The organism is Gordonia bronchialis DSM 43247, assembly GCF_000024785.1.
GTDB lineage: Bacteria > Actinomycetota > Actinomycetes > Mycobacteriales > Mycobacteriaceae > Gordonia > Gordonia bronchialis.
Genome location: NC_013441.1, coordinates 4,551,621 through 4,576,360, shown reverse-complemented (window position 1 = coordinate 4,576,360; position 24,740 = coordinate 4,551,621). Strand labels below are relative to the sequence as shown.

21 protein-coding genes are annotated in these 24,740 nt (G+C 66.0%); 14 read left to right on the top strand and 7 right to left on the bottom strand.

Features of this window, described 5'->3' with window-relative positions; translation table 11 throughout:
- Positions 1-51 precede the first annotated feature (51 nt).
- The gene (locus GBRO_RS24850) at positions 52-651 is read right to left on the bottom strand and encodes a TetR/AcrR family transcriptional regulator (RefSeq protein ID WP_012835908.1); all 600 of its coding nucleotides are present in this window, start codon (positions 649-651) and stop codon (positions 52-54) included.
- Positions 652-1,030: 379 nt separating this feature from the next.
- Between GBRO_RS24850 and dnaK the strand changes: the two genes are divergently transcribed.
- The 5 genes from dnaK to GBRO_RS21200 all read left to right on the top strand — a co-directional run bounded on the left by dnaK (position 1,031) and on the right by GBRO_RS21200 (position 6,489).
- Positions 1,031-2,872: a molecular chaperone DnaK gene (gene dnaK / locus GBRO_RS21220; protein WP_012835907.1), complete on the top strand. Its 1,842-nt coding sequence runs from the start codon at positions 1,031-1,033 to the stop codon at positions 2,870-2,872.
- Positions 2,869-3,513 (top strand): nucleotide exchange factor GrpE, encoded by a 645-nt coding sequence (gene grpE, locus GBRO_RS21215; RefSeq protein ID WP_012835906.1) that lies wholly within the window; start codon positions 2,869-2,871, stop codon positions 3,511-3,513. Before dnaK ends, grpE begins: the two co-directional genes overlap by 4 nt.
- Before the next feature lie 140 nt (positions 3,514-3,653).
- Complete coding sequence (gene dnaJ / locus GBRO_RS21210; protein ID WP_012835905.1) at positions 3,654-4,856, top strand: molecular chaperone DnaJ; 1,203 nt, start codon at positions 3,654-3,656, stop codon at positions 4,854-4,856.
- Positions 4,856-5,284 carry a heat shock protein transcriptional repressor HspR gene (locus GBRO_RS21205; RefSeq protein ID WP_041920751.1) on the top strand — a complete coding sequence of 143 codons (429 nt, stop codon included), beginning with the start codon at positions 4,856-4,858 and terminating at the stop codon, positions 5,282-5,284. Before dnaJ ends, GBRO_RS21205 begins: the two co-directional genes overlap by 1 nt.
- 110 nt (positions 5,285-5,394) lie before the next feature.
- Entirely contained in the window at positions 5,395-6,489 is a 1,095-nt protein-coding gene (locus GBRO_RS21200) for a hypothetical protein (protein WP_012835903.1), read from the top strand.
- A gap of 11 nt (positions 6,490-6,500) precedes the next feature.
- Here the strand turns inward: GBRO_RS21200 and GBRO_RS21195 are convergent, their stop codons facing one another.
- On the bottom strand, positions 6,501-7,652 hold the full coding sequence (locus tag GBRO_RS21195) for an FAD-binding oxidoreductase (RefSeq protein ID WP_012835902.1): 1,152 nt from the start codon (positions 7,650-7,652) through the stop codon (positions 6,501-6,503).
- Positions 7,653-7,747: 95 nt separating this feature from the next.
- Here GBRO_RS21195 and GBRO_RS21190 point away from each other — a divergent pair, with 95 nt between their 5' ends.
- A complete protein-coding gene (locus GBRO_RS21190) occupies positions 7,748-8,884 on the top strand; it encodes an amidohydrolase family protein (RefSeq protein WP_012835901.1) in 1,137 nt (378 codons plus the stop codon).
- Positions 8,885-8,950: 66 nt separating this feature from the next.
- On the opposite strand, the gene GBRO_RS21185 is transcribed toward GBRO_RS21190, so the two are convergent.
- Together GBRO_RS21185 and GBRO_RS21180 are read right to left on the bottom strand one after the other, a co-directional pair.
- Positions 8,951-9,871, bottom strand: coding sequence for a serine/threonine-protein kinase (locus GBRO_RS21185; RefSeq protein ID WP_041920749.1), 921 nt, complete (start codon positions 9,869-9,871; stop codon positions 8,951-8,953).
- 37 nt (positions 9,872-9,908) lie between these two features.
- On the bottom strand, positions 9,909-10,331 hold the full coding sequence (locus GBRO_RS21180) for a nitroreductase family deazaflavin-dependent oxidoreductase (RefSeq protein ID WP_041920020.1): 423 nt from the start codon (positions 10,329-10,331) through the stop codon (positions 9,909-9,911).
- A 40-nt stretch (positions 10,332-10,371) separates the two neighbouring features.
- On the opposite strand from GBRO_RS21180, the gene GBRO_RS21175 reads away from it, so the two are divergent.
- From GBRO_RS21175 to GBRO_RS21160, 4 genes are all read left to right on the top strand, one after another.
- Entirely contained in the window at positions 10,372-11,739 is a 1,368-nt protein-coding gene (locus tag GBRO_RS21175; protein WP_012835898.1) for an FAD-binding oxidoreductase, read from the top strand.
- Positions 11,740-11,811: 72 nt separating this feature from the next.
- Positions 11,812-12,159: a hypothetical protein gene (locus GBRO_RS26425; protein ID WP_052298319.1), complete on the top strand. Its 348-nt coding sequence runs from the start codon at positions 11,812-11,814 to the stop codon at positions 12,157-12,159.
- A gap of 18 nt (positions 12,160-12,177) precedes the next feature.
- Complete coding sequence (locus tag GBRO_RS21165) at positions 12,178-13,704, top strand: sensor histidine kinase (RefSeq protein ID WP_012835896.1); 1,527 nt, start codon at positions 12,178-12,180, stop codon at positions 13,702-13,704.
- Positions 13,701-14,363, top strand: coding sequence for a response regulator transcription factor (locus GBRO_RS21160; protein WP_012835895.1), 663 nt, complete (start codon positions 13,701-13,703; stop codon positions 14,361-14,363). The genes GBRO_RS21165 and GBRO_RS21160 overlap by 4 nt, the downstream gene beginning before the upstream one ends.
- Before the next feature lie 99 nt (positions 14,364-14,462).
- On the opposite strand, the gene GBRO_RS21155 is transcribed toward GBRO_RS21160, so the two are convergent.
- On the bottom strand, positions 14,463-16,142 hold the full coding sequence (locus tag GBRO_RS21155) for an acyl-CoA dehydrogenase family protein (RefSeq protein WP_012835894.1): 1,680 nt from the start codon (positions 16,140-16,142) through the stop codon (positions 14,463-14,465).
- Positions 16,139-16,786: a TetR/AcrR family transcriptional regulator C-terminal domain-containing protein gene (locus GBRO_RS21150; RefSeq protein WP_012835893.1), complete on the bottom strand. Its 648-nt coding sequence runs from the start codon at positions 16,784-16,786 to the stop codon at positions 16,139-16,141. Before GBRO_RS21150 ends, GBRO_RS21155 begins: the two co-directional genes overlap by 4 nt.
- Positions 16,787-17,493: 707 nt before the next feature.
- Between GBRO_RS21150 and GBRO_RS21140 the strand changes: the two genes are divergently transcribed.
- Both GBRO_RS21140 and GBRO_RS21135 read left to right on the top strand, forming a co-directional pair.
- Positions 17,494-18,492 carry an AAA family ATPase gene (locus GBRO_RS21140; RefSeq protein WP_012835891.1) on the top strand — a complete coding sequence of 333 codons (999 nt, stop codon included), beginning with the start codon at positions 17,494-17,496 and terminating at the stop codon, positions 18,490-18,492.
- 5 nt (positions 18,493-18,497) lie between these two features.
- Positions 18,498-21,038, top strand: a complete 2,541-nt coding sequence (locus tag GBRO_RS21135; RefSeq protein WP_012835890.1) for a S8 family peptidase — start codon at positions 18,498-18,500, stop codon at positions 21,036-21,038.
- A gap of 280 nt (positions 21,039-21,318) precedes the next feature.
- Here the strand turns inward: GBRO_RS21135 and GBRO_RS21130 are convergent, their stop codons facing one another.
- The gene (locus GBRO_RS21130) at positions 21,319-22,035 is read right to left on the bottom strand and encodes a type I restriction-modification enzyme R subunit C-terminal domain-containing protein (protein ID WP_041920019.1); all 717 of its coding nucleotides are present in this window, start codon (positions 22,033-22,035) and stop codon (positions 21,319-21,321) included.
- A 307-nt stretch (positions 22,036-22,342) separates the two neighbouring features.
- Between GBRO_RS21130 and istA the strand changes: the two genes are divergently transcribed.
- Both istA and istB read left to right on the top strand, forming a co-directional pair.
- On the top strand, positions 22,343-23,899 hold the full coding sequence (gene istA, locus GBRO_RS21125) for an IS21 family transposase (protein ID WP_012832285.1): 1,557 nt from the start codon (positions 22,343-22,345) through the stop codon (positions 23,897-23,899).
- A 52-nt stretch (positions 23,900-23,951) separates the two neighbouring features.
- On the top strand, positions 23,952-24,713 hold the full coding sequence (gene istB, locus GBRO_RS21120) for an IS21-like element helper ATPase IstB (RefSeq protein ID WP_012832286.1): 762 nt from the start codon (positions 23,952-23,954) through the stop codon (positions 24,711-24,713).
- Positions 24,714-24,740 lie beyond the last annotated feature (27 nt).

The window sequence follows — 24,740 nt, the reverse complement described above, 5'->3', positions numbered from 1 at the left end:
TTGGGTCAGGGCAACCCATCGGACATCGTTCTCGCAGAACCCTGTCAGACCTCAGTCCACCCGCTCCCGCACGGGCACCTCGCCACCCTGGAAGCCGAAGATGCGCGCGATCATCCCGCGGATCACCGACCGCGGGAACGTCTCGGCGGCCACCAGCGCCTGCTGCTGGATGAGACCTTCCATCAGGGCGACCACCAGCTCGGCGACGCGCTCGGTGTGATTGGGTTCGAAGACCGACACGAACGGCTGGGTGAACTCGATGAACATCGTTCGCTGACGCATGATCTCGGCGAACAGCTCCGCGTCGAACTGGGCCTCGACGAGGATCGCGTAGTACGCCTTGACGAAGCTCTCGCCGTCGGTGGCCATCTTCAGGACGAAGTCGGTGGTGCAGTCGAGGACCACGTCCTCGTCGAGGTTGGAGACGTCGGTCATCGGCGCGAAGGAGACCATCGCGATGTCCCACATCAACTGCCGGGCCGCGCCGAGCGCCAGCTGCATCAGCTTGGAGCGCGTCGGCGCGTAGTAGTTCACCGAACCGGCGGGCACGCCGGCCGCCTCGTCGACGGCCCGGTGGGTCAGTGCGTGCAACCCCTTCGCCGAGATGATCTCGAGGGTGGTGCGCGCGAACAGGAGTCGACGATCGGTCACAGCAGAAAATTCGTCACGATGATCAAGCCCCCGACCTGGTGTGGCGCGGCCGCCGACGGTCCACGGCGCCCGCGGTGGGCGCAGCCGCGAGTCTAATCGCGGACCGAGCGCTCGGCCGACTCGGCAATGACCAGCACCGATGCGACCTCGCCGAACCTGAGTCGATCAGACTCAACTTTTTTGGTCGAATCGGGAACAATCCGCGCGACCACCCCGTTGGACCCTACGAGAAACCTGAGTCACTCCGACTCAACTGAGCTTGACTACGGCGAATGCCTTCAGTAAGACATGAGTCGGATGCACTGAAGTTCGGCAGTTTCAGGAGTTCAGGTTTCGAGACGTACTTGGGTGCAGACCCACGAGCTAGGAGGAAACACATATGTCCCGTGCTGTTGGAATCGACCTCGGCACCACCAACTCCGTGGTGGCGGTGCTCGAAGGCGGCGAGCCGGCCGTCATCGCCAACGCCGAGGGCTCTCGGACCACCCCGTCGGTCGTCGCGTTCGCGCGTAACGGCGAGGTGCTGGTCGGTCAGCCCGCGAAGAACCAGGCGGTCACCAACGTCGACCGCACCATTCGGTCCGTCAAGCGCCACATGGGCGAGGGTGACTGGACCGTCGCAATCGACGACAAGAAGTACACCCCGCAGGAGATCAGCGCCCGCACGCTGATGAAGCTGAAGCGCGACGCCGAGTCGTACCTGGGTGAGGACGTCACCGACGCCGTCATCACGGTCCCGGCCTACTTCAACGACTCCCAGCGCCAGGCCACCAAGGAAGCCGGCCAGATCGCCGGCCTCAACGTGCTGCGCATCGTCAACGAGCCCACCGCGGCTGCCCTGGCCTACGGCCTCGACAAGGGCGAGAAGGAACAGACCATCCTGGTCTTCGACCTCGGTGGCGGCACCTTCGACGTCTCGCTGCTCGAGATCGGTGACGGCGTCGTGGAGGTCCGCGCGACCTCCGGCGACAACCACCTCGGTGGTGACGACTGGGATCAGCGCATCGTCGACTGGCTCGTCGACAAGTTCAAGAGCCAGAACGGCATCGACCTGACCAAGGACAAGATGGCCATGCAGCGTCTGCGTGAGGCTGCCGAGAAGGCCAAGATCGAACTGTCTGCCTCGCAGAGCACCTCGATCAACCTGCCCTACATCACCGTCGACGCCGACAAGAACCCGCTGTTCCTCGACGAGCAGTTGAGCCGCAGCGAATTCCAGAAGATCACCTCGGATCTGCTGGAGCGCACCCGTGCGCCGTTCCAAGCGGTGATCAAGGACGCCGGCATCGCCGTCGGCGACATCGATCATGTCGTGCTGGTCGGCGGTTCCACCCGGATGCCCGCGGTGACCGAGCTGGTGAAGGAACTCACCGGTGGCCGCGAGCCCAACAAGGGTGTCAACCCGGACGAGGTCGTCGCCGTCGGCGCCGCCCTGCAGGCCGGTGTGCTGCGCGGTGAGGTCAAGGACGTCCTGCTGCTCGACGTGACCCCGCTGTCCCTCGGCATCGAGACCAAGGGTGGCGTCATGCACAAGCTGATCGAGCGCAACACCACCATCCCCACCAAGCGGTCGGAGACCTACACCACGGCCGAGGACAACCAGCCCTCGGTGCAGATCCAGGTGTATCAGGGTGAGCGTGAGATCGCCTCGGACAACAAGCTGCTCGGCAGCTTCGAGCTCGGTGGTATCGCGCCTGCGCCGCAGGGTGTTCCGCAGATCGAGGTGACCTTCGACATCGACGCCAACGGCATCGTGCACGTCACCGCGAAGGACAAGGGCACCGGCAAGGAGAACTCCATCCGCATCCAGGACGGTTCCGGCCTGAGCAAGGACGAGATCGACCGGATGATCAAGGACGCCGAGGCGCACGCCGACGAGGACCGCAAGCGTCGCGAGGAGGCCGAGACCCGCAACCAGGCGGAGTCGCTGGTCAACCAGACCGATAAGTTCCTCAAGGAGAACGAGGACAAGGTCCCGGCAGACGTGAAGGAGAAGGTCGAATCGGCCATCTCCGGTGCGCAGGAGGCCCTCAAGGGCAACGACTCGACCGCCATCAAGAACGCGATCGAGAAGCTGTCCGAGGAGTCCCAGGCGCTGGGGCAGGCCATCTACGCCAACGCCGCAGCCGAGTCGCCCAGCGGCGACGCTCCGGCCGGTGAGAACGCCGAAGCCGACTCCGATGTCGTGGACGCCGAGGTCGTCGACGAGGAGAAGAAGTGACGGCTGGCGGGCCGGCGGCGGGTGACACTCGTCCCGACGAGCCGGTCACGGTGACCGATCGTCGTCGCATCGACCCGGAAACGGGTGCGGTGCGCGACGATTCGGCCGCCGGTCCGGGCCCGGCGGAAGCCGAGCCGGCCGTGACATCCGACGAGACACCGACGGGTGCCGAGGAGCACGTCGAAACCCCGGTTGCCGACGAGGAGATCGCCGAACTCACCGCGGCCCTGCAACGTGAGCGTGCACAGTTCGCCAACTTCAAGCGGCGTGCCGCCGAGGAGAAGCAGGGTTCGGTTGCCTACGGCAAACAACTCCTCATCGACAAACTGTTGCCGATCCTCGACGATCTCGATCGTGCCCGCGAGCACGGCGACCTCGAGAGCGGCCCGCTGCGCAGCGTGGCCGACAAACTGGTTGCGGCTCTCAGCAGTGAGGGGCTCGCCAAGTTCGGCGTGCCCGGTGACCCGTTCGATCCCGAGCTCCACGAAGCCGTCCAGCACGACGGCGACGGGGCGCATCCGGTCATCGGGCAGGTCTACCGCGGTGGTTACCGTCTCGGCGACAAGGTGATCCGGACCGCCATGGTCACGGTCACCGACCCGGCCGAGGCCGGCGCCGAAGCCGACACTCCGGCTCCCTGAGGTGCCCCGACCGCTCCACAGCCGCTCCCTGAGGTGCCCTACACCTCGGGGAGCGGCGCGGTAGGCGTCCGGGAAGCGCATAGAATCACACGACAATTGAAGAACCAGACAACAGAAGACTTTTAAGGAGGTGACGTCTGGTGGCTCCACAACGAGAGTGGCTTGAACACGACTTCTACAAGGACCTGGGCGTTGCTTCTGACGCTTCGGCTGAAGAGATCAAGAAGGCCTATCGGAAGCTCGCACGCGAGCTGCACCCGGATGCGAACCCGGGCGACACCGCGGCCGAAGAACGCTTCAAGCGGGTGTCCGAAGCCCACAGCGTGCTCTCCGACCCGGCCAAGCGCAAGGAGTACGACGAGACGCGCGCGATGTTCGCCGGCGGACGATTCCGCGGCGGCGCCAACGGTTTTCCCGGGGGATACCCGGGCGGGGGAGGCACGACCTACACCACCACCGGTGGTGGCGATTTCAACATCGGTGACCTGTTCGGCGGCGGCGCCGACACCGGTGCCGGGGGATTCGGCGACCTCTTCGAGGGCCTGTTCAATCGCGGTGGCGGGGGTCAGCGTACGTCCACCGCGAGTCGGCCGCGTCGGGGCAACGACCTCGAGACCGAGACCACGCTGTCCTTCAAGGACGCCGCACTCGGTACCACCGTCCAACTCCGGGTGACCAGCCCGTCGCCGTGCACCACCTGTCACGGCAGCGGCGCCAAACCGGGCACGAGTCCGCGAGTCTGCCCGAGCTGCAACGGTTCCGGGTTCATCAGCCGCAATCAGGGTGCCTTCGGGTTCAGTGAACCCTGTCAGGACTGTCAGGGCACCGGATCACGGATCGACGACCCGTGCAACGACTGCGACGGCAGTGGCGTCAAGGTCCGCGCGCGCACCATCAACGTGCGTGTCCCCGCGGGAGTCGAAGACGGACAACGTATTCGGCTCGCCGGGCAGGGGGAGGCCGGACGTCGCGGCGCGCCGTCGGGCGACCTGTACGTCGTCGTGCACGTGACGCCGGACAAGGTGTTCACCCGCAGCGGCAACGACCTCAAAGTTCAACTGCCGGTGAGTATTTCCGAGCTCGTCCTCGGTGCGACGGTGTCGGTGCCGACCCTCGAGGGTTCGGTGGGCGTCAAGATCCCCGCCAACACCACCGATGGACGCACCCTGCGGGTGCGGGGTCGTGGCGTGCCCAAGCGGTCCGGCGGATCGGGTGATCTGCTGGTGACCGTCAAGGTCGCCGTCCCGCCCAAGCTCGACGATGCCGCCGTGGAGGCCATGCGCCGCTACGCCGAGGCCGAGCGGGCCAGTGGCTTCGACCCGCGGTCCGGGTGGGGGCGATGATGATGAGCCCCGCGAACTTCGACGGCAAGGACGGCGCCCGCGACGCGGCGACGTTCTTGATCTCGGTGGCAGCCGAGCTGGCCGGTATGCACGCGCAGACCCTGCGCACCTACGACCGGCTCGGCCTGGTCACGCCGCAGCGCACCAGCGGCGGCGGACGACGCTATTCCACCCGCGACGTCGAGTTGCTGCGCGAGATCCAGCGTCTCTCCCAGGAGGAGGGCGTCAACCTGGCCGGCATCAAACGGATCATCGACCTCGAGAATCAGGTCGACGCCCTGCAACAGCGCGTGCGGGAACTGAGCGACGAGCTGTCCGCGGCACGCGGTAAACGCGGCGGCGAGCTGGTCCCGGTTCCCCGGACCAGCGCGCTGGTCGTGTGGCAGCCCCGCACCCGGCGTGCCCGCGCCGACCGACCCGACGGCTGAGCCCGACTGCCCGCCGTCTATCCTGACCGGTCAAAACCGACTCTTTCGCGTTGAGCCTCCCGGTCTCTGAGGAGCGAGGAGCGATAGCGACGAGCCTCGAAGGGCTGGAGATGACCGACACCCGCGCCGACACCACGGCACTCGGCATCTCCGTCGTCGACGATCAGATCTCGTCGGTGGTTCGGGCCGGTGACGGCACGGTGCTCGCCAGCAACCTCGTCGACCTCGCCGACACCACTGCCGATCAGGTGACCGCCGCCATCGAAGAACTCGTGGCGTCGGTGCCGATGGACATCGATCAGATCGGCATCGCCGTCGCCGACGACGCGCTTCGAACCCACCTGAGCAGTGCTTTCACCCCCGGCCCGGGGTCTGCGGACTGGTATTCGAAGCTGGAGATCACCGATTTCCCCACCGCTTTGGTGGAGGTCGCACGGGCTCAGGCCACTCGTGACGGGGTTGTCGCGGTCGTCGACCTCGATCGCGCGGCGGCACCGTCGATCGGGCCGAGCGCGGTCACCGTGGATGTGGCCACCGGCCGGCTCATCGGCACGTCGGTGTTCGGTCGCGACGACGCGGTACCGGTCACCGAGGCCGACGGCGCGTCCGCGCTGGCCGACACGGTGACTACGATGCCCGGCGGTGAGCGTCTCACCTCGGTGCTGTGCACCGGGCCGGGCGCGGAGATCCCCGGCGTCGCCCCCGCCTTCGAGTACGCGGTGCAACGCCCCGTCACCATCGCCGATCAGCCCACGCTGGCGCCCGCGCTCGGAGCTGCCGAGCTGGCCGGTATCGCCGAGGTCCCGACGACGCTGACCCGCGTGGCGTCGTCGTCGACGGGACGACGCTGGTGGTTCATCGGCGCGGCGATCGGGGCCGCGATCGTGCTCGGCGCCATCGCCATCACCGCGGTCCTGGCCGCCGAGAAGGGTGTGACCGAATCCAGCACGGTGACCACCACGGTCACCGCGACCCCGTCGACCCGCACGGTCGTCCGCACCGAAGCCGCCGAGACGGTCACCGAAACCGCGACCCGCACCACGACGGTCACCAGCACCGGACGCCCGGTGACCCGCACCCGGACGGTCACCGAGACCGCGGAGCCGGCGACGACCACCGTCACCGAGACCGTTCCGCAGACACCGGAGATCCCCGGCAATCCCTATGAGAACGGCACCGGTGATGACGAGGACGGCACCCCGTAGGTCACGCCGCCTCAGAACAGCGGATCGTGCTGAATGCGGCTCGCCGGTACCCCCGCGATGATCAGGCGTCGTCGCGTGGCCTCGACCATCTGCGGTGATCCGGCCACCAGAACCTGATGGTCGTCCCACGTCCCCTGCTCGAGCACCACATCGGCGAGTCTGCCGATGCGGTGCGGTAGCCCCAGATCCGACGGGGTGGCCACCGAGTTGAGCCACCACGGGTCGGTGGTCTCCTCGGACACCGCGGTCACCTGCAGCCACGGATTGGTGGTCGCGATGCGACGCAGCACGGCCAGGTCATAGAGCTCGCCCGGATAGCGCATGCCGTAGAAGATGTGGGTGCGCGGGGAGTCCGCGCGTTTGGACATCTCGATGATGAGCGCCCGCAGCGGCGCGAGGCCGGTACCGCCGGCGATCATCAGGACCTCACTGCCGCGATCGGTGTGCAGGGTGCCGTGTCCCTGCGCGAGCTGCCACACATCGCCGACGCGGGTGTCGGCGACGATCGTGGGGCTGACCGTGCCGCCCTTGATTGCCCGCACGTGAAACTCGAGCTCGCCGTCGGGATTCGGAGGGATCGCCGACGACAGGTTGCGCCACTCCTTGGGCCACTGCGGGATCTGCACCTCGAGGTACTGGCCGACGGTGAACTGCAGCGGTGCGTCGGCGATCAGCCGGATCACCGCGAGATCCCGCGAGATCCGGTACTTCTCCACCACGCGGGCCGTCCAACGCGCCGGACCCGACGCCGTCTCCGCCGCGCCGCGCATCACGCCGGTCAGCAGCATCGTCGCCTGCGCGACCGTCTCGGCGGTCTCCGGGTCCCAGAAATCGCCCATGAGATCGGCGAACTCGCCCATCAGGGCCTGGGCCATCACCTGATAGTGCTCGGGTTCGACGCCGAACTTACGGTGATCACGACCGAGCTGCGCGAGGAACTCGACGAGCTCGGTGTGCCCCGTCGGCGCCGGGATGACCTCGAGAACGTGATCGATGACGCGGTAGAAGGCGTCGCGCTGACCGGCCATCATCGCGGGAAACAGGTCGCGCAGGTCGGGGTCGATGGCGAACATCCGGGTGTAGACGTTCTTGGCGAAGCCGTCCGGATCGCGGTTGACCGCCGCGCGCAGATGATGCAGCGCATGCCGTGAGTGTGTGGCCACCGCGCGCGCTCACCTCCCACTCGATCTGGAACGACGACGATTCACGATCCTCCATCGTATGCGGCCGTGTCGAATGCTGTGGCAGGGTACGTATCGTGACGTCGCTGGATGGTGTGATCTCGGGGATCGTCGACGCGCATCTGCAACAGTGGAATCCGCGCCGTACGCCATGGGCGGCCAACCGGGCCTCCCGCTTGTACCGCTTCGTGCCGGGAATCGGGGACCGGATCTTCCCGGTCGTCGTCTCGCGAGCCGACCGGGAGTACGTGCTGACACCGCGCACCGTGGCCCGCACCTACGAACCCCACCAGTACGTGGCCGACGCGGCCGGGGTTCCCGCGGTGGTCGGGGTACCCATCGACACCGTGGTCCACATCGAGTCGCACTGGCGCGCGGAGAGCACCACGGATCTCTCGGCCGTTGACACCACCGCGGTGGAGGAGACCCGCTACGTGGACGGATTGCCGTTCGGTGCCGGCGCGGCCCCACGGCTCGGTGCGCTGATCGCCCACGGAGACCCGCGGTCGGCCGAGTTCGGCCGCATCCTCGACGAGCACGCGGCGGCGTCCGACCGATTCCGCGGTATCCGCATCATCGCCTCACGCCACCCCGATCCGCGCGTCCGCGACGGTGGCGACGCCGACGGCATGCTCGCCTCGGCGGCCTTCCTGGAGGGTTTCGCCGAGATCGCCCGTCGCGGACTGGTCTTCGATGCCTCGGTGTACTCCCATCAGCTCTACGATGTCGTCACGCTGGCCCGGGAGTATCCCGACACCACCATCGTCCTGGACCATTTCGGTATCCCGGCCGGGGTTTTCGGGCCGATCGGGGTGCGCACCGGCGCCACCGCGGCCGCCCGCGCCGACATCCTGCGGTTGTGGCGGGAGCGGATGACGACGCTGGCCGCGCACCGCAACGTGGTGGTGAAACTGTCCGGCCTGGCGATGCCGGTCCTCGGCTACGGGCACGAGCGGTGGGGCAACATCGGCGGGCAATCGACCCTTGCTGAGATGGTGGGACCGCTCGTCGAGCACGTGATCGCCCACTTCGGCACCGAACGCATCATGTACGGCAGCAACTTTCCCATCGACAAGCCCAACGCGCGCATGGACATGCAGGTGGGCGCACTTGCCGACATTCTGTCCGGCTGGGGACCCGACACCTTGCGTAGAGTGTTCCGGGACAACGCGATGCGGGTCTACCGCATCGACCCTGCCGCCGACGCCTCCTGAGCCCCTACGCTCCCCGAGGCGCGACGACCCAGCAAGGCCCGTGACCCGATCGCATTCGCCGGCCGCTCACCATCGGCCGCGTGCCCACCCGAACACCCGTTGCGGCTCAGCGCTTTCCGGGACCGGCACATCGCGCATGAGACGGATGAGGATGTCGACGAACTCGCGACACGTGCCGTAGCGGTCCGCGGGATTCTTGGCCAGCGCCTTGGCGAAGATCGAGTCGGTCGCCGAGGGCAACCATCGTCGACGCCGGGTCAGCCGCGGCGGGTCGTCGTTGAGGTGGGCGTAGGTGATCGCGAAGGCCGTCGCTCGCGGGTAGGGCGCCTCGCCGGTGAACAGCTCCACCAGGCTGCAGGCAAGGGCGTAGAGGTCGGTGGCGGGGGAGAGCTGTTGTGCCTGCAGTAGTTCCGGCGACGCGTAGGCGATCGATCCCTGTACGCGTCCGTTGCGGGCCAGCGGCCGGGTGTCGTCGACGAACTGTGCGATGCCGAAGTCGGAGAGGTACGCGTCGATGAGGCCGTCGCTGGTGGGGGCTGTGGTGAGGATGTTGGCGGGTTTGACGTCGCGATGCAGCACGTCGCACGAGTGGGCGTAGTCCAAGGCGTCGGCGATCTGCGCCGCGATCCCCAGGATGGCGGGCATGTCCGGTTCGCCGTCGCGCGGGATCAGCGCGGTCGCCGGCGGGCCCGGAACATACTGCATCGACAGCCAGAGCAGCGGGTGCGTCGCGTCGGATGAGTCGGGCACCTCGCCGCGCGCATGTACCCGCACGATGTGCGGGTGGTCGAGGACGCGTGCGATGGTGAACTCCCGCTCGAAGCGCTCGATCACGCGGACACGATCCGACCCGTTGGGATGCAGCACCTTGAGCGCCAAGGGTTCCGGGGTGTCGGCGCGGTGCACCCGGAACACATCGGCGGTGGCGCCACCACCGAGGAACTCGTCGACGGTGTGGCCGGCCACCATATCGCCGAGCTCGAACACGCACTCAGCGTAGGACGCCGCCCCCACCGTCTGCGGCTCAGTCGGTCGGCGTCACCCGGAAGATCGGGAACTGCCGGCCCTGCGCCGTCTCCGTGTACTTGGTGAAGGCGTCGGACTTGGTGGTGAACTTCGACCACGCGTCGTCCCACTCGTCGGGCGTGAGTTCGGTGACCGTCGCCTGCTGTGTGGTCACCCCGCCGATTCCCGGGGACTCGACGGTCACCGACGAGTCCGCGCGGAGATTGTGCACCCAGGCCGGGGTCTTCGGTGAGCCTGCCGCCGACCCGATGACCAGCCAGCCGTCGTCGTCGGGCAGTGCGAGCAGCGGGTTGATGCGGGGTTCGCCGGACTTCGCGCCGACGGTGTGCAGCAGGATCAGGTTCCGGCCGAAGCCCGCGGTCTGCACGAAGCCGCTGTTGGCGCGAAACTCATCGATGATCTGGGCGTTGAAGTCGCTCACTCGGCCATTGTGCGCCATATCGAGCTCTAGTGTGGGACCCATGAGTGGTACCGATCTGACCGGGTTGATGTCCGAGCTACCCGACGGGATGGTCGTCACCGATCCCGACATTCTCGCCGGCTACCGGCAGGACCGGGCGAACGATCCGGACGCCGGTACACCGCTGGCCCTGATCCGCCCGACCACCACCGTCGAGGTACAGACGGCCGTGCGCTGGTGCGCCGAGAACAAGACTCCCATCATCACCCGCGGCGCGGGTACCAGCCTGTCGGGCGGCGCGACGGCCGTCGACGGCGCGGTGATGATCTCGACGGAGAAGATGCGTGAGCTCGTCATCGACACCGCGACCCGCACCGCGGTCACCCAGCCGGGCCTGTTCAACTCCGAGGTCAAGGCCGCCGCGGCCGCCAACGGACTGTGGTACCCGCCGGACCCGTCGTCGTTCGAGATCTGCTCCATCGGCGGCAACGTCGCCACCAACGCCGGCGGGCTGTGCTGCGTCAAGTACGGGGTGACCACCGACTACGTGCTCGGCCTCGAGGTCGTGCTCGCCGACGGCCGGGCCGTGCGGGTGGGCGGCAAACAACTCAAGGACTCCGCCGGGCTGCCGCTGACCAAACTGTTCGTCGGCAGCGAGGGACTGCTCGGCATCATCACCGAGGTCACCTTGCGGCTCCTGCCGCCGCAGGCACCCGCCTGCACCGTGGTCGGCACCTTCGCCTCCGTGCACGACGCCAGCGAGGCGGTGCTGGCGGTGACCGCCGAGATCCGTCCGGCGATGCTCGAATTCATGGATCGTCCGTCCATCAACGCGGTCGAGGACTTGCTGCGCATGGGGCTCGACCGGGAGGCCGGGGCGCTGCTCGTCGCCCAGTCCGATGCGCCCGGCCCGGCCGGGGTCGCCGAGGTGGAGTTGATCCAGAAGGCCTTCGAAAGCAACGGCGCCACCGAGGTTTTCGCCACCGAGGACGCGGCCGAGGGGGAGGCGTTCACCGCCGCGCGTCGCGCCGCGATCCCGGCGGTGGAGAAGCTCGGATCGCTGCTGCTCGAGGATGTGGGTGTGCCGCTGCCCGCGCTGCCGACGCTGATCGACGGGGTGGAATCGATCGCCGCCGACAATCGGGTGATGATCGCGGTGATCGCGCACGCCGGTGACGGCAACACTCATCCGCTGATCGTCTTCGACCCCGCCGACGCCGATGAGCGTGACCGCGCACAACGCGCCTTCGGGCAGGTCATGGATCTGGCGATCTCGTTGGGCGGCACCATCACCGGCGAGCACGGCGTCGGCCGGCTCAAGAAGGCGTGGCTGCCCGACCAGGTGGGACCCGACGTGATGGAACTGACCGCGCTCATCAAACACGCACTCGACCCCGAGGGTCTGCTGAATCCCGGGGTCGTGTTGTGACGACAGCCAAGGTGAAGAAACCTTCATCTTGGTCTCATCGGTGCCTCACGGGAGCATCCGATGGTTGTCGGTATGAACTCCTCACGCACCCTCGCCCTGCTGACCGCCGTCGGCGCCGCAGCCGCGGTCTTCACGTTGGTCTTCTTCGTCGTGCGCTCACCGGACCCGGAGGTCGATCCAGAACCGGTGGTGATGACCGTCGAGCCGTCCACACCTGCGCCCGCACCACCTCCGCAACCGCTGCCGGCCGCACCCACCCGGGAGTTCGACGACGACCCGACGACCGCTTCGATGACGACGACGGCCAGATCGCTCCGCATCCCCGGGGCGGGGTCGATGATGATCACGACGACGACACCACCGACGACGATTCAGACGATCACCTTGACGACGACCACCCCGATGACGACGACGATCTGAACGGCGACGATTCCGACGATGACGACGACTGACCCCGTGATGCCCCGCGCTCGTCGGCGGGGCATCACGGTGTCGGCGCGGTGGAAGATCACCGCGTGGATCATGCTCACCACGCTGCTGCTGCTCGTGGTGGTCCTCGTCACCGCCCGCAACCTGTCGCTGCGCGACGCCGACGTCCGCGCCAACAACGACGTCGAGCAGGAGGTGGCCGAACTGCGTCGGTTCGCCGCCGAAGGTGTCGACCCCACCACGACCCGCCCGTTCACCACGGTGGAACGCATGCTGGAGGTCTATCTGTCCCGACAGTCGCCGGCGCTGGGCGAGGTCATGTTCGGCGTCATCGGCGGCCGGATCATCGAAGGTCCCAGTGACGGCCGGCTGCGTCTCATCACTGACGACCCCGCGCTCCTTGACGTGATGGTCCGCGGCACCGCGACCGGCGGGGTCCTCGATTCCGGCGCGGGTGCCATCCGGTGGGGACGACTGACGATCGACAACCTCGGCGGTGCCGCCGGCACGTTCGTGGTGGCCGTGTTCACCCAGCCCGCCCGAGATCTGGTGGACCGCACCATCTTCACCATCACCATGGTGGGTCTCGGTGGCCTGATGCTGACCACCGGGATCGCGTACCTGGTGGCCGGTCGCATCCTCGCACCGGTACGCACGGTCCGTACCGTGGCCGCCGACATCGGCGAAAGTGACCTCACCACACGGGTTCCCGTGCACGGCCGCGACGAGATCGGGGCACTGGCGGAAACCTTCAACGAGATGCTGGACCGCATCGAGAGCGCCTACACCACCCAGCGACAGTTCGTCGACGACGCCGGGCACGAGTTGCGCACGCCGATCACGGTGGTCCGCGGACATCTCGAACTGTTACCCGACGACCCGGAGGAGCGTGCGAAAACGCTTGCCCTGGTGGACAGCGAGCTGGTCCGGATGGGGCGCATCGTCAGCGATCTGCTGATGCTGGCCAAGGCCGAGCAACCCGACTTCGTGGTGGGTCGCTCGGTCGATGTCGCCGCGCTGGTACTCGACATCGAATCCAAGGTGCAGGCACTCGGGGACCGGCGCTGGCTGCTGATGGAGGTCGCCGAGGGTCACGCCGTCCTGGACCCGGAACGCGTCACCCAGGCCATCCTGCAGCTCGCGTCAAATGCGGTGGCCCACACCGAGGACGGGTCCACCATCCGTCTGGGCTCCCGCTACGTCGAGGACGCCGGCACCTGCTATCTGTCGTTGTGGATCACCGACGAGGGGCCGGGCGTGCGGCCCGAGGATGCCGCCACCATCTTCGAACGCTTCCAGCGCGGCGGCGGTCCCGCCGACCGCACCGCCACCACCCGCCGCTCGGGTGCCGGGCTCGGCCTCGCGATCGTCCGGGCGATCGCCGACGGCCACCACGGAACCGCCTGGGTCCGCAGCATCTACGGCCAGGGGGCGACGTTCGGGCTCGACGTCCCGGTCGGCACCGCCACCGAGTACTCCACCGCGCCCGCCGATACCCGGCCCATCACCCGGCCTGTCACCAAGGAGATCCCATGAGCCGCATCCTGATTGCCGAGGACGACGTCCAGATCGCGTCGTTCGTCGGGAAGGGTTTGCGCGCGGCCGGCTACACCGTGGAGCACGTCGCCGACGGGGAGACCGCCCTGCTGATGGGCCGCAGCCCCGAGATCGACATGATCCTCCTCGACATCGGACTGCCCGCGATGGACGGATTCAGTGTCCTGCAGCAACTGCGCGGCGAGGGGGTGTCCACCCCGGTGGTGGTGCTGACCGCCCGCGACAGCGTCACCGATACGGTCGCCGGACTCGAGGGCGGTGCCAACGACTACATGACCAAGCCGTTTCAGTTCGCTGAGCTCCTCGCCCGGGTCAGGCTGCGACTCCACCACGACGCACCCGCCGCCGGCTCCGAGACCTCGTTGGCGACAGGCGATCTGCGGCTGGATCTGCGGTCGCGACGCGTGCAGGTCGGTTCGGACACGATCGATCTCACCGCCCGTGAGTTCGCGCTGCTCGAGGTATTCCTCCGCCACCCCGACCAGGTGCTCTCCCGCGAGCAGATCCTCGGACACGTCTGGGGGTACGACTTCGACCCGGCCTCCAACGTCGTCGACGTCTACGTTCGCGCGCTGCGCACCAAGATCGGCGCCCAGCGTCTGGAAACCGTGCGTGGCATGGGGTATCGCCTGCGCTGACGAATCCACTCGCCAGTTCGCGGGTCGCCAGTGGTTTCGACGCGGGGCCGCTCGTTCCTCGCGGTCCCGGCTCAACCAGCAGACGATGACGGTGTGCGACTAGTGCCGATCCAGGATCGCACCGAGATCAGCGCCGCCCGGCAGGGTGCCGTATTCGAAACCGCGGTCCGCGCCGAGCCGTGCACCCACAAATGCCTCGGCTACCGGAGTCGGTGAATACTGCACGAGCAGTGAGGCTTCCAGAGCCAATGCCATCCCCTCGACGACGCTGCGCGCTCGTCGTTGTGCGCCCGCGGCATCGAGGCGGGCCAGTTCACCGAGGTCGACGCGCAGCCGGTCGAGGTGGGCGTCGAGCACCGGGTGGCTACCCCGGGCTTTGGACACCTCCGCGTCGAACGCGGCCACCGATTCCGGTTCGCGCGTCATCGCGCGTAGGACGTCGAGCGCGATGACGTTGCCGGAGCCCTCCCAGACCGCCATCACCGGCTGTTCGCGGTAGCGCATGGCCAGCGGGAAGTCCTCGGTGTATCCGTTGCCGCCCAGGCATTCCAGCGACTCGTAGGCGTGATGCGGTCCGCGTTTGCAGATCCAGTACTTGGCGACGGCGGTGGCCAGTCGTCGGAAGGCGCGCTCGGAGTCGTCGGCGTCTTCGTCGTGGGCGCGGGCCAGCCGCATCGCGGTGACGGTGGCTGCCTCGGATTCCAGTGCGAGGTCGGCGAGTACGGCGGTCATGGCCGGCTGATCGACGAGGCGAGCGCCAAAAGCGTTGCGATGACGGGCATGCCACACCGCTTCGGCGACGGACTGCCGCATACCCGCCGCGCTGCCGAGAACGCAGTCCAGGCGGGTCTGGGCGACCATCTCGATGATGGTCCGCACGCCGCGCCCCGGTTCGCCGACCATGTAGGCCACGGTGCCGTCGAGTTCGATCTCACTCGACGCGTTGGACTTGTTGCCCAGCTTGTCCTTGAGTCGCTGGATGCGGAATACATTGTGGGTGCCGTCGGGCAGGACCCGCGGTAGCAGGAAGCACGAAAGTCCCTCGCCGCCAGGGCCCTCGGCCTGCGCGAGCACCAGGAACGCGTCGGACATGGGTGCCGAGCAGAACCACTTGTGGCCGGTGAGCAGGTATTCGGTCCCGGGTCCACCGGCACCTGCGGGTCGTGCGACGGTGGTGTTGGCCCGCACGTCGGAGCCGCCCTGCTTCTCGGTCATCGACATCCCGAAGATCGCCGACGGCTTGTCCGCGCTCAGTTCCGGTGAGTACTCACTGGACAGCGCCTTGGGTACCCAGAGTGCGGCGACGTCGGGCTGCAGTTCGAGTGAGGGGATCACCGCATGAGTCATCGACACAGGGCAGGCGTGACCGGGTTCGATCTGCCCGAAGAGCATGAACGCCGCCGCACGTGCGACGTGTGACCCGGGCTGCGGGTCCGCCCAGCAACGCGTATGCGCCCCATGGGAAATGGCGGCCGAGATGATGCGGTGATAGGAGGGGTGGTATTCGACCTCGTCGATGCGTCGACCCCACCGATCGAAGGTGTGCAAGGTGGGGGTGATGGTGTTGGCGAGCTTGGCGTCGTGCTGGAACTGCTCGCTGCCGACCAGGGCGCCGATCTCGCGCAACTCGGCATCGGCCCAGCCGGCGTCGTGCCGGGAGACGGCCTCTTGCAGAACGGTATTGAGTTCGTATTCGTTGACGTCGACCCGCGGCTGCGATTGGTTGAGTACCTCGTGGGTGAGGTGCGGTTGCGGGTGGACGGTGGTCGATTGCGTCATGAGCGTGCCTTTCGCATGGGCTGATCGAGAACGGATTCCGGGATCTGCAGGTTGGTGAAGATGACGGCGACGGCGTCTTCGAGCGAGTAGCCGAATTCGGCTCCGGTGGCTGCCTTTTGGACGACGAGACCGAACACCGCCGACCAGAACGCCTTGGCCTCCACGTCAATGGGTGCGCGCAGCTGCCACCCGGTGCGTACCAGTGTTGCCATCAGGGCATCGGCTCCGCGTTCGTGCAGGGTGCGCAGGGTTGTGGTGATGTGCTCACGCAGATCTTCGCGACGCGAGACCAGCAGCATCGCGGTGGTGAACATCTCGACGTTGCGCGCCTCGGCGCCGAGGAGTGAGCCGATCAGTGCGTGGGTGTATTCGCGGACGGTCGTCGCCGTCGACGCCGCTTCCTCGGCGTGACGGCCCGCGCGCAGCACTCCGGCGCAGGCCACCTCGACGAACAGCTGCTCCTTGGAACCGAAGTAGTAGGTGACCTGATTGGGAAAGGCGTTGGCGCGGGCGCAGATCTGTGCCACTGAGGCCGTGTCGCCGAGTTCGGCGAAGACCTCACCGGCCGCGCGCAGCAACGATTGCCGTGTGGCCTTGCCGGACTCCCGGGTGGCGCGTCGGGTGGGTGACGCTGCGTTTGTCATACCGTTCCTCTTGTTTGTATGACAAACAATAAGTGAGAGCCCTCGAAGCCGTCAATCCATGCCAGAAGCCGAACGGCTGTGAGATCCACGTGTAAACCCGATTTGTCCAAGTCTATTTCGACCGATTTCAGATAATCCGCGCGTAGATCAGATGTGATGGGAGTCGTCCCTGTGGAGGGCCGAACGGCCAGCGCGGGTGAATGGGTGGCCAACCGGTGCGTCGCGCCGCCAGCTGTGCGCTCAGGGGCAAGTCCGGGTGGCGCGACAAGCCAACCTGCGGTTCACGCGGGTAGGTGTCGAGATGGCCTTCGCTGCTGAGACCGGTGTCCTCGGCGATGGATGTGACCTGGCTTGTGCTCGCTGACCAGCTGGTAGCGGTCGCGTTCGGGCGCCGCGAAGGGGTCGGGCATAGCCTGTTGGACGCTGTCGGCGAGATCGGCCAGTTCCGTCTGGCTTCGGCGGACTTCGATCGCGCCTACGTGGAGAGGCATGTCCTGAGTCGACCCGGGTTTGTCGTGCCTTAGCCCTCTCTGTTGCGATTCGTTGAGGTCGTCGACGAGGCCCTCGGCCAGGCCGGCCAGTGAGCGGTCTCTGAATCGGTTCGGCGGTGCGCTGAAGCGGACAGCTTGGACCCAGATAGTCTTGTGGCGTATAAGCCTGGCCGAATCGGTCGGTCGACTTGGAGTGGATCGAAGGGAGGTCAGTCCGTGGCGACGAACGATCAGCTCAAAGCGCTCGTAGTCAGTCACGCCGACGGCGATGATTCCCAGTTCTACTCGGTCGCGATGCAGGTCGCAGCAAAGGCCGCACGTTCTGGGCAGTCCAAGTTCGCCCAGGAGCTTCGCGACCTCGTGGATGACCTCCGTCAAAGGGGGGTCACCTCGACCCGGGTGGCGTCGGTAGTAGCGGTCACTCAGCCGCGAGGCGAACTCGGATCGCTGCTGACCGTCAGCTATCCGGATGCGCGGCTGAGTGACCTGGCGTTATCCGACAGCCTCGGCGACCAGCTCCGCCAGGTTCTCCTCGAACAGCGTCAGCGTGACGAGCTTGCCCGACATGGCCTGCGGCCTGCTCGCCGGCTGCTTCTGATCGGCTCCCCGGGCACCGGGAAGACTTCGACGGCTCGAGTGATTGCCGGAGAGCTGGGCCTTCCGCTGTTCGCGATCCGGCTGGACTCGATTATCACCAAGTTCATGGGTGAGACGGCTGCAAAATTGCGTCTGGTCTTCGATGCGTTGGTGGAAACGCGTGGGGTTTACCTATTCGATGAAGTGGATGCACTCGCTGGGGATCGTGCGGCACCAAACGATGTCGGTGAGATTCGACGAGTGTTGAACTCGTTCCTACAGTTCCTGGAAGAAGACGATTCCGACAGCGTGGTCGTCGCGGCCACAAATCACCCCCGGTTGCTAGACAACGCGCTGTTCCGCAGGTTCGATACCGTGATGGATTTCGCCCTTCCTGACGACAAGAGCATAAGGACTGTGATCGAGAACAGGCTCGCCTCGTTCTACATCAGCAACCTGAGTTGGAAACGAGTGATCTCCGCGGCACAGGGCCTCAGTCATGCCGAGATCGCCACTGCTGCTGAGAACGCGGCGAAGCGGACAGTGCTGGCGGAACGAGCCCGCATCCGGACCGACGACCTCGTGTCTGCGTTGGCGGAGCGGGCTCGGGTTGACGCGCAGCACGGGCCGAACGCGTAGGTGGCATGGCCGAGCGTGACCGCCCGCACCTTTTCGTGCCTGCCCCGCCAGAAGCGGAACCTTTCACGTCGACGCAAGGTGGCGGAAGCAGCGACAGGCCAGAGTTTTCCGGCGACCGTGCAGACCACGGGCGATCCCTAGCCCGGCAGTTCGAACGGGCCGTCCCCACTCCCGACGAGACGGACACTGCGGGAACCTACGTGTCGTTCGAATCCTTCCCCGGTTTGGGGCTGGCACTTCAGAGCCTCGATGTGCAGCGCAGCGGCGAGCAACCCGAACTCGTTGCGGTCAAAGAGGTCCGGACAGTCTCAGGCACGATACAAATCGCCACCGTCTACATCCCGAACGACAAGCGGGACTACTTCCTCCGACGCCTCAACGACTATGTCGAGACCACCACCGAGGACAAAGCCAAGAACGCCACGCTTGTGGAGGGCATTGCTGCCATTCGCCGCGCCACCATCCGAGAGCTGTGGACCGATCCCGACGACGAGTTTCCCACCAACTCGAACGAGGTTGTGTGGTGGGAAGTTTGGCTGCGCCGCCGCGATGGCCACGAGCAGGAGAGGCTGCGTGGATTTGCCGAGCGGAATCAATTGCTTGCCAGCGGACACTTTCTCGGCTTCCAAGATCGGACGGTCATGCTCGTGCGTGCCACTGCAGACCAACTCGCACATGGCCTCGACTCTCTCGATGACCTGGCTGAGCTGCGAAGGCCGCACGAGGTTGCCAGCCTGCTCACCGATATGTCTGCCGTCGAGCAATCAGAGTGGGTCGACGACCTGCGCCGCCGATTGCAGGTCGCCGACCAAGACTCCCCAGTCGTGTGTGTCCTGGACACCGGCGTCCACAACGGCCATCCGCTCCTGGCGGACTCACTAACCGAGGCCGACGTGCACGTCGCTGACATCACTTGGCAGAGTCGGCCCGTGAACGCCCACGGAACGGAGATGGCCGGGCTCGCACTCTTCGGAGATCTGCATCGAGCAGTCACAACTGCTCACGCCGTCCGATTGGATCACCGGCTCGAGTCGGTCAAGATCCTGCCAGATCACGGGCAGAACGAGCGCGACCTGTACGGGGCGATCACGGCCCGGGCCGTAGACCGTCCTGAAATCGAGGCGGCGGAGCGGCTCCGCGTGTTCATGCTCGCGGTCACCGCCCCAAACACCGACGCCGACGCGTCGCAGTCCACCGACGACGTCGAGCGGGGCCGGCCCACGTCGTGGTCCGCTGCGGTAGACGCCTTGACCTTCGGTCGCGCGATTGATGACACTGACTCCAGACTCACCTACCTCGACCGCGACGAACCCCGCACACCGCGCCTGTTCGTCATCTCGGCAGGCAACATCAACTCAATCAACCCAGCCGACGACCACCTGGATCGCAGTGACCTTTCGCCTGTCGAAGATCCGGCACAGTCATGGAACTCGTTGACGGTCGGTGCCTACTCTCAGCACGACGATATGGCCGACGCGCCAACAGCTTTCGCGGGCTACACCCCCATCGCGGCAAGGGGGGAGTTGTCGCCAGTCAGTCGAACTTCGGTACTACACGGCGGGGACTGGCCGTTCAAGCCCGAGGTCGTCGCGAACGGCGGAAACGTCGCCGCTTCACCGGACAAGACCAGCGCAGACACGCCGCCAAATCTCGGTGTGCTCACGACCAGATTGCAGCAACTTGGTACCGGATTCTTTACAACTACGAGCGCCACTTCTGCCGCGACCGCGCAGGTTGCTGCCATCGCTGCCAGTATCGGAGCGGCGTACCCAGATCTGACTCCCGAGACGATACGGGCGCTGATCGTGCACTCCGCGCGGTGGACCGAACCAATGCGCGCGCGCTTCGAAGACTGCAACGCCAACAAGACTGATCTGGCAAATCTGTTGCGCCGCTATGGGATGGGTGTCCCTGATCTGGACCGAGCCTTGCGGAGCGCTACCGACGCGCTGACGCTGATCGCTCAGGCACGCATTCATCCATTCGAGCGGGGCGACGGCGCAAGCAAGGTGCGCGAGATGAATCTCCACGACTTGCCGTGGCCGATCGAGCAACTGGAATCGCTCGGTGAGATCGAAGTGTCGATGCGGGTCACGCTGTCGTACTTCGTTGAACCTAACCCGTCGAGCCGTGGCTGGACCGGCCGGTACGTCTATCCCTCGCATGGCTTGCGATTCGCGACCAAACGTGCCGATGAGAGCGTCGGCCGATTCAGGCAGCGCATCAACAAACGCGCCCGCGGTGAAGGACAACGAGTCCCGAGCCCGAAGACTGAGAAGGGATGGCTTTTCGGCAGCGCCCAACAACAGAAGCCCGGCTCTCTGCATACCGACATCTGGACCGGCCCCGCGGTCAATCTAGCCAGCAAGGGGGCGATCGCCGTCTACCCAGTTGCCGGCTGGTGGCAATACCGTCGCGCCTGGGACCAGAGCGATAACGGTGTCGACTACTCCCTCGTTGTCAGCATCGAAGCTCCCGATGTGGACATTGACCTATGGACCCCGGTCTCCCTTCAGATTCAAACAGTCGTTGAGACCATCACATGACATGAACCTCTCGCCGCCGATCCGCGCCACGGTAGTGGGTTTGGGTTCGCCCGCATGCACGCCCATGTGCCGAGACGCTGTCGGTACGAGTGCGCAGATGCGACCCCTGCTGCCGGCCCCTCAGTGTTAGGGGCACGCCTGACTCGCGTGGTGACGTGTGTCGTCCATACTCAGTGGCCACCCCGACTTTCGACTCCTGGACGGTAGCCTGAGATCGATCAGGAGCTCTGTGTGGCGGCAGGTGTTTCCCTGCCTCTGATTCTGACGAGTATGGCGTCGTTCAGGCACTCTGCCCGTCTGCGGTTCCACTGATCTTGTCGATAATCGTTACCAGTTTGGTGACGCGATCCATCTCAAAGACTTGCGTCGGCCCTTGCGGTGCATTGTCTGTGAAAGGTGGGTCAAAGAGCAGAGACGCATCCATCGCGCCGTTGCGGGTGAGATAGTCGACGACAAGTCCGATGAAATGAATCTGGTCGGCGGTAGCGTTGGTGTCGTTGATGAACTCTGCGAATGCGTCGTTGACTGCTTGCTGATCAAGTCCGACGAGCGACCGGATGAAGCGTCCGAATCCGTGGGCATCCGCGATGGCTTGCTGTATTTCCTGCTCGGAGCCGGCGCGACTTCGTGCAAGAAGTTCCTGGAGCGAGTCAAGATCGTGCTGAGTCAGCGGTTTTCCAGTTCGCAGCCTCTTCAACGCAAGGTTGTCGGGTTGCAGCCGTAGGTAGTCACGAACCTTTGCATTGAACCGTTCCTTGTCGGTGCCGGTCGCCATGTCCGGCATGTCGACTTCCGCGATGTCGCCCGTGAAAGTGTCTTCTAGATCGGTGTAGACGATCGGCTGCTTCGTCTTTTCGAGTAGCCCGACGAGAGAACGTAGTTCCTTGCGCGCGTCCTCGAGCATCTCAGGGGTGACATCGACCCACCACTCCTCGGAGGCCACTTCACGGAGGAGTTCTTCCTCGGCTTTGATCTTGGGGATGGTGAGCTGCTCCAACAGGCCGTCGGCGATGGCGCGGACCTTTTCCTTCTGCCGTTCGAGGGTGGGCTGGTGTCATCGGCTTCGATGACGGCGAGCTGACCGCGCAGGACGATGAGGTCGAAGCGTTTGGCCATTGTCAGCGGTCATGTAATTCCCCAGGTTGGTGGGGTTGTCCGTCACGTAATTCCTCACCTGTCCGTCACGTAATTCCCCACCCTGGGGCGTGTCGGGCGGGGTTGGGGTGCTGCTACAGGTTCGCTCCTTGCAGGGCCCCTTCCCGGGCCCCTGGAAGGGGCCTGAGGTGGCACGGAGGACGTTGACGATGACCCAGCTGTTGGAGTTGTTTCGGCATTGGTATGCCGGACGCTCGCAGGTACAGATTTCCCAGGCGTTGGGCCTGGATCGCAAGACCATCCGCAAGTATCTCGCGCCGGCGCTGGCGGCGGGAATGAGCCCGGGCACCGGGGACAAGTTCGACGAGTCGGTGTGGCGGGAGTTGATCGGCGGCTGGTTCCCCGAAGTTGTCGATCCCTCGACGCGGGCGGTGACGTGGCCGCCGATCGCCAAGCATCATAAGTGGATCAGCGGCCAGCTCGATGCCACGGTGACGGTGGCCACGATCGCGCAACGTCTGCGCGACGACCACGGGGTTGATGTGTCGGAATCGTCGGTACGCCGTTATGTGACAGCACATTTCGCTGACAAGATCAACGAGAAACGCGCAACCCCACCACGACCCCCGGTACCTGCAGGCGAGGAAGCCCAAGTCGATTACGGCAAGCTCGGGATGTGGACCAACCCTGAGACCGGGAAGCGGGTGTCGGTGTGGGCGTTCGCGATCATCCTGTCGTGCTCGCGGTGGTTGTTTGTGCAGCCGGTCCTCAAGATGGACCAAACATCTTGGTGCGCTTCGCATGTGGATGCGTTCGAGTTTTTCGGCGGCGTGCCCGAGCGAATCGTTTGTGACAACCTCAAGACCGGGGTCAGCAAGCCTGATCTCTACGATCCGCAGATCAACCGGGCCTACGCCGAACTCGCCTCGTTCTACGAGGTGCTGATCGATCCGGCGCGCGCGTTCACTCCGAAAGACAAACCGCGCATCGAGCGCCCGATGCCCTACATTCGGGACTCGTTCTTCACGGGCCGCGAGTTCACCAGCCTGCCGCAGATGCAACAGGCCGCCCTCGACTGGTGTCTGAACGTGTACGGCCGCCACGCCCACCGCGGGATCGATGGGGTGCCGCCCGCCGAACTGTTCGCGCAGATCGAACGGGATGTGTTGACTCCGTTGCCGCCCAGACGATTTGAACGTGTCACCTACCACGTGGGCAAGGTCGCCCCCGACTGTCATGTCAAGGCGGGCACAGCGTTGTACTCGGTGCCGTGGCGGCTGATCGGCTCACACGTGCGGGTCCGCACGTGCGGGGATATGGTCCAGGTCTTCGCCGACGACCAGGTCGTGGCAACCCACGTACTGCACCTGAGCGGACGAGCAACCAACCTCGAGCACTATCCGCCGCACAAGGTCGCCTACCACTCCCGCCCGGTGGCGTGGTGCCGCAAGCAGGCCGAAGAGATCGGCGAGCACGCGGTCGCAGTCGTCGCTGAACTCTCCGAGGTCAATGCGATCCACCGCCTGCGCGCGATCCAGTCCATCGTCGGCTTGCGCACCAAGTATCCCGATGACCGCATCAACGCCGCCTGCGCCCGCGCGATCGCCGTCGGCGATGTCGGGCCACGCACCATCAAAGGCATCCTGATCGCCGGTACCGAATACGACGACACCATCACCACATCGCCGGTAGCGCCGACACCACCGGCATTTCTGCGTGGCCCGCACGCCTTCGCCGACGACCTCGACACGGCAGCCGGCCAGTAGACCTCACACCCAATCCCATTAACTACCAGCTTATTCCACTAAGGACGTTCTGATGACCATTCATGATCCCAGCCTGCGAGCCGCGTTGAAAACGTTGAAGTTGACCGGCATGCTCGACACCCTCGACGCCCGGCTGGCCCAAACCCGCGCCGGCGAACTGGGTCACCTGGAGTTCCTGCAGGTGTTGTGCGAAGACGAGATCGCCCGCCGTGAGTCCGCCGCCCTGGCGCGGCGCGTGCGCCGGGCCCGCTTCGAACAATCAGCAACCTTCGACGACTTCGACTTCACCGCCAACCCGAAACTGCCCGCCGCGATGCTGCGTGACCTCGCCGCCCTGCGCTGGCTCGACGCCGGCGAATCAGTCATCCTCTACGGACCCGTCGGAGTCGGCAAAACCCATGTGGCACAAGCACTCGGCCACCAAGTCGCGTTACGCGGACACGACATCCGATTCGTCAAATGCGCCCGCATGCTCGCCGACCTCGCCGGCGGCCACGCCGATCGCACCATCGGGCAACGCATGCGCGAATACACCCGCCCCGCCGTCCTGATCATCGACGACTTCGCCATGCGCGAACACACCACCACCGGCTCCGACGACCTCTACGACCTCGTCTCCGACCGCGCCATCGCAGCCAAACCCGTCATCCTCACCAGCAACCGCGCACCCAAAGACTGGTACCCCCTGTTCCCCAACCCCGTCGTCGCCGAATCACTACTCGACCGACTCATCAACACCAGCCACCAGATCCTCATGGACGGCCCGTCCTACCGACCACGCAAACGCCCCGGACGAACACCGAAAACCACCTAACCCACAACCCCAGCTACCCTCAACCCA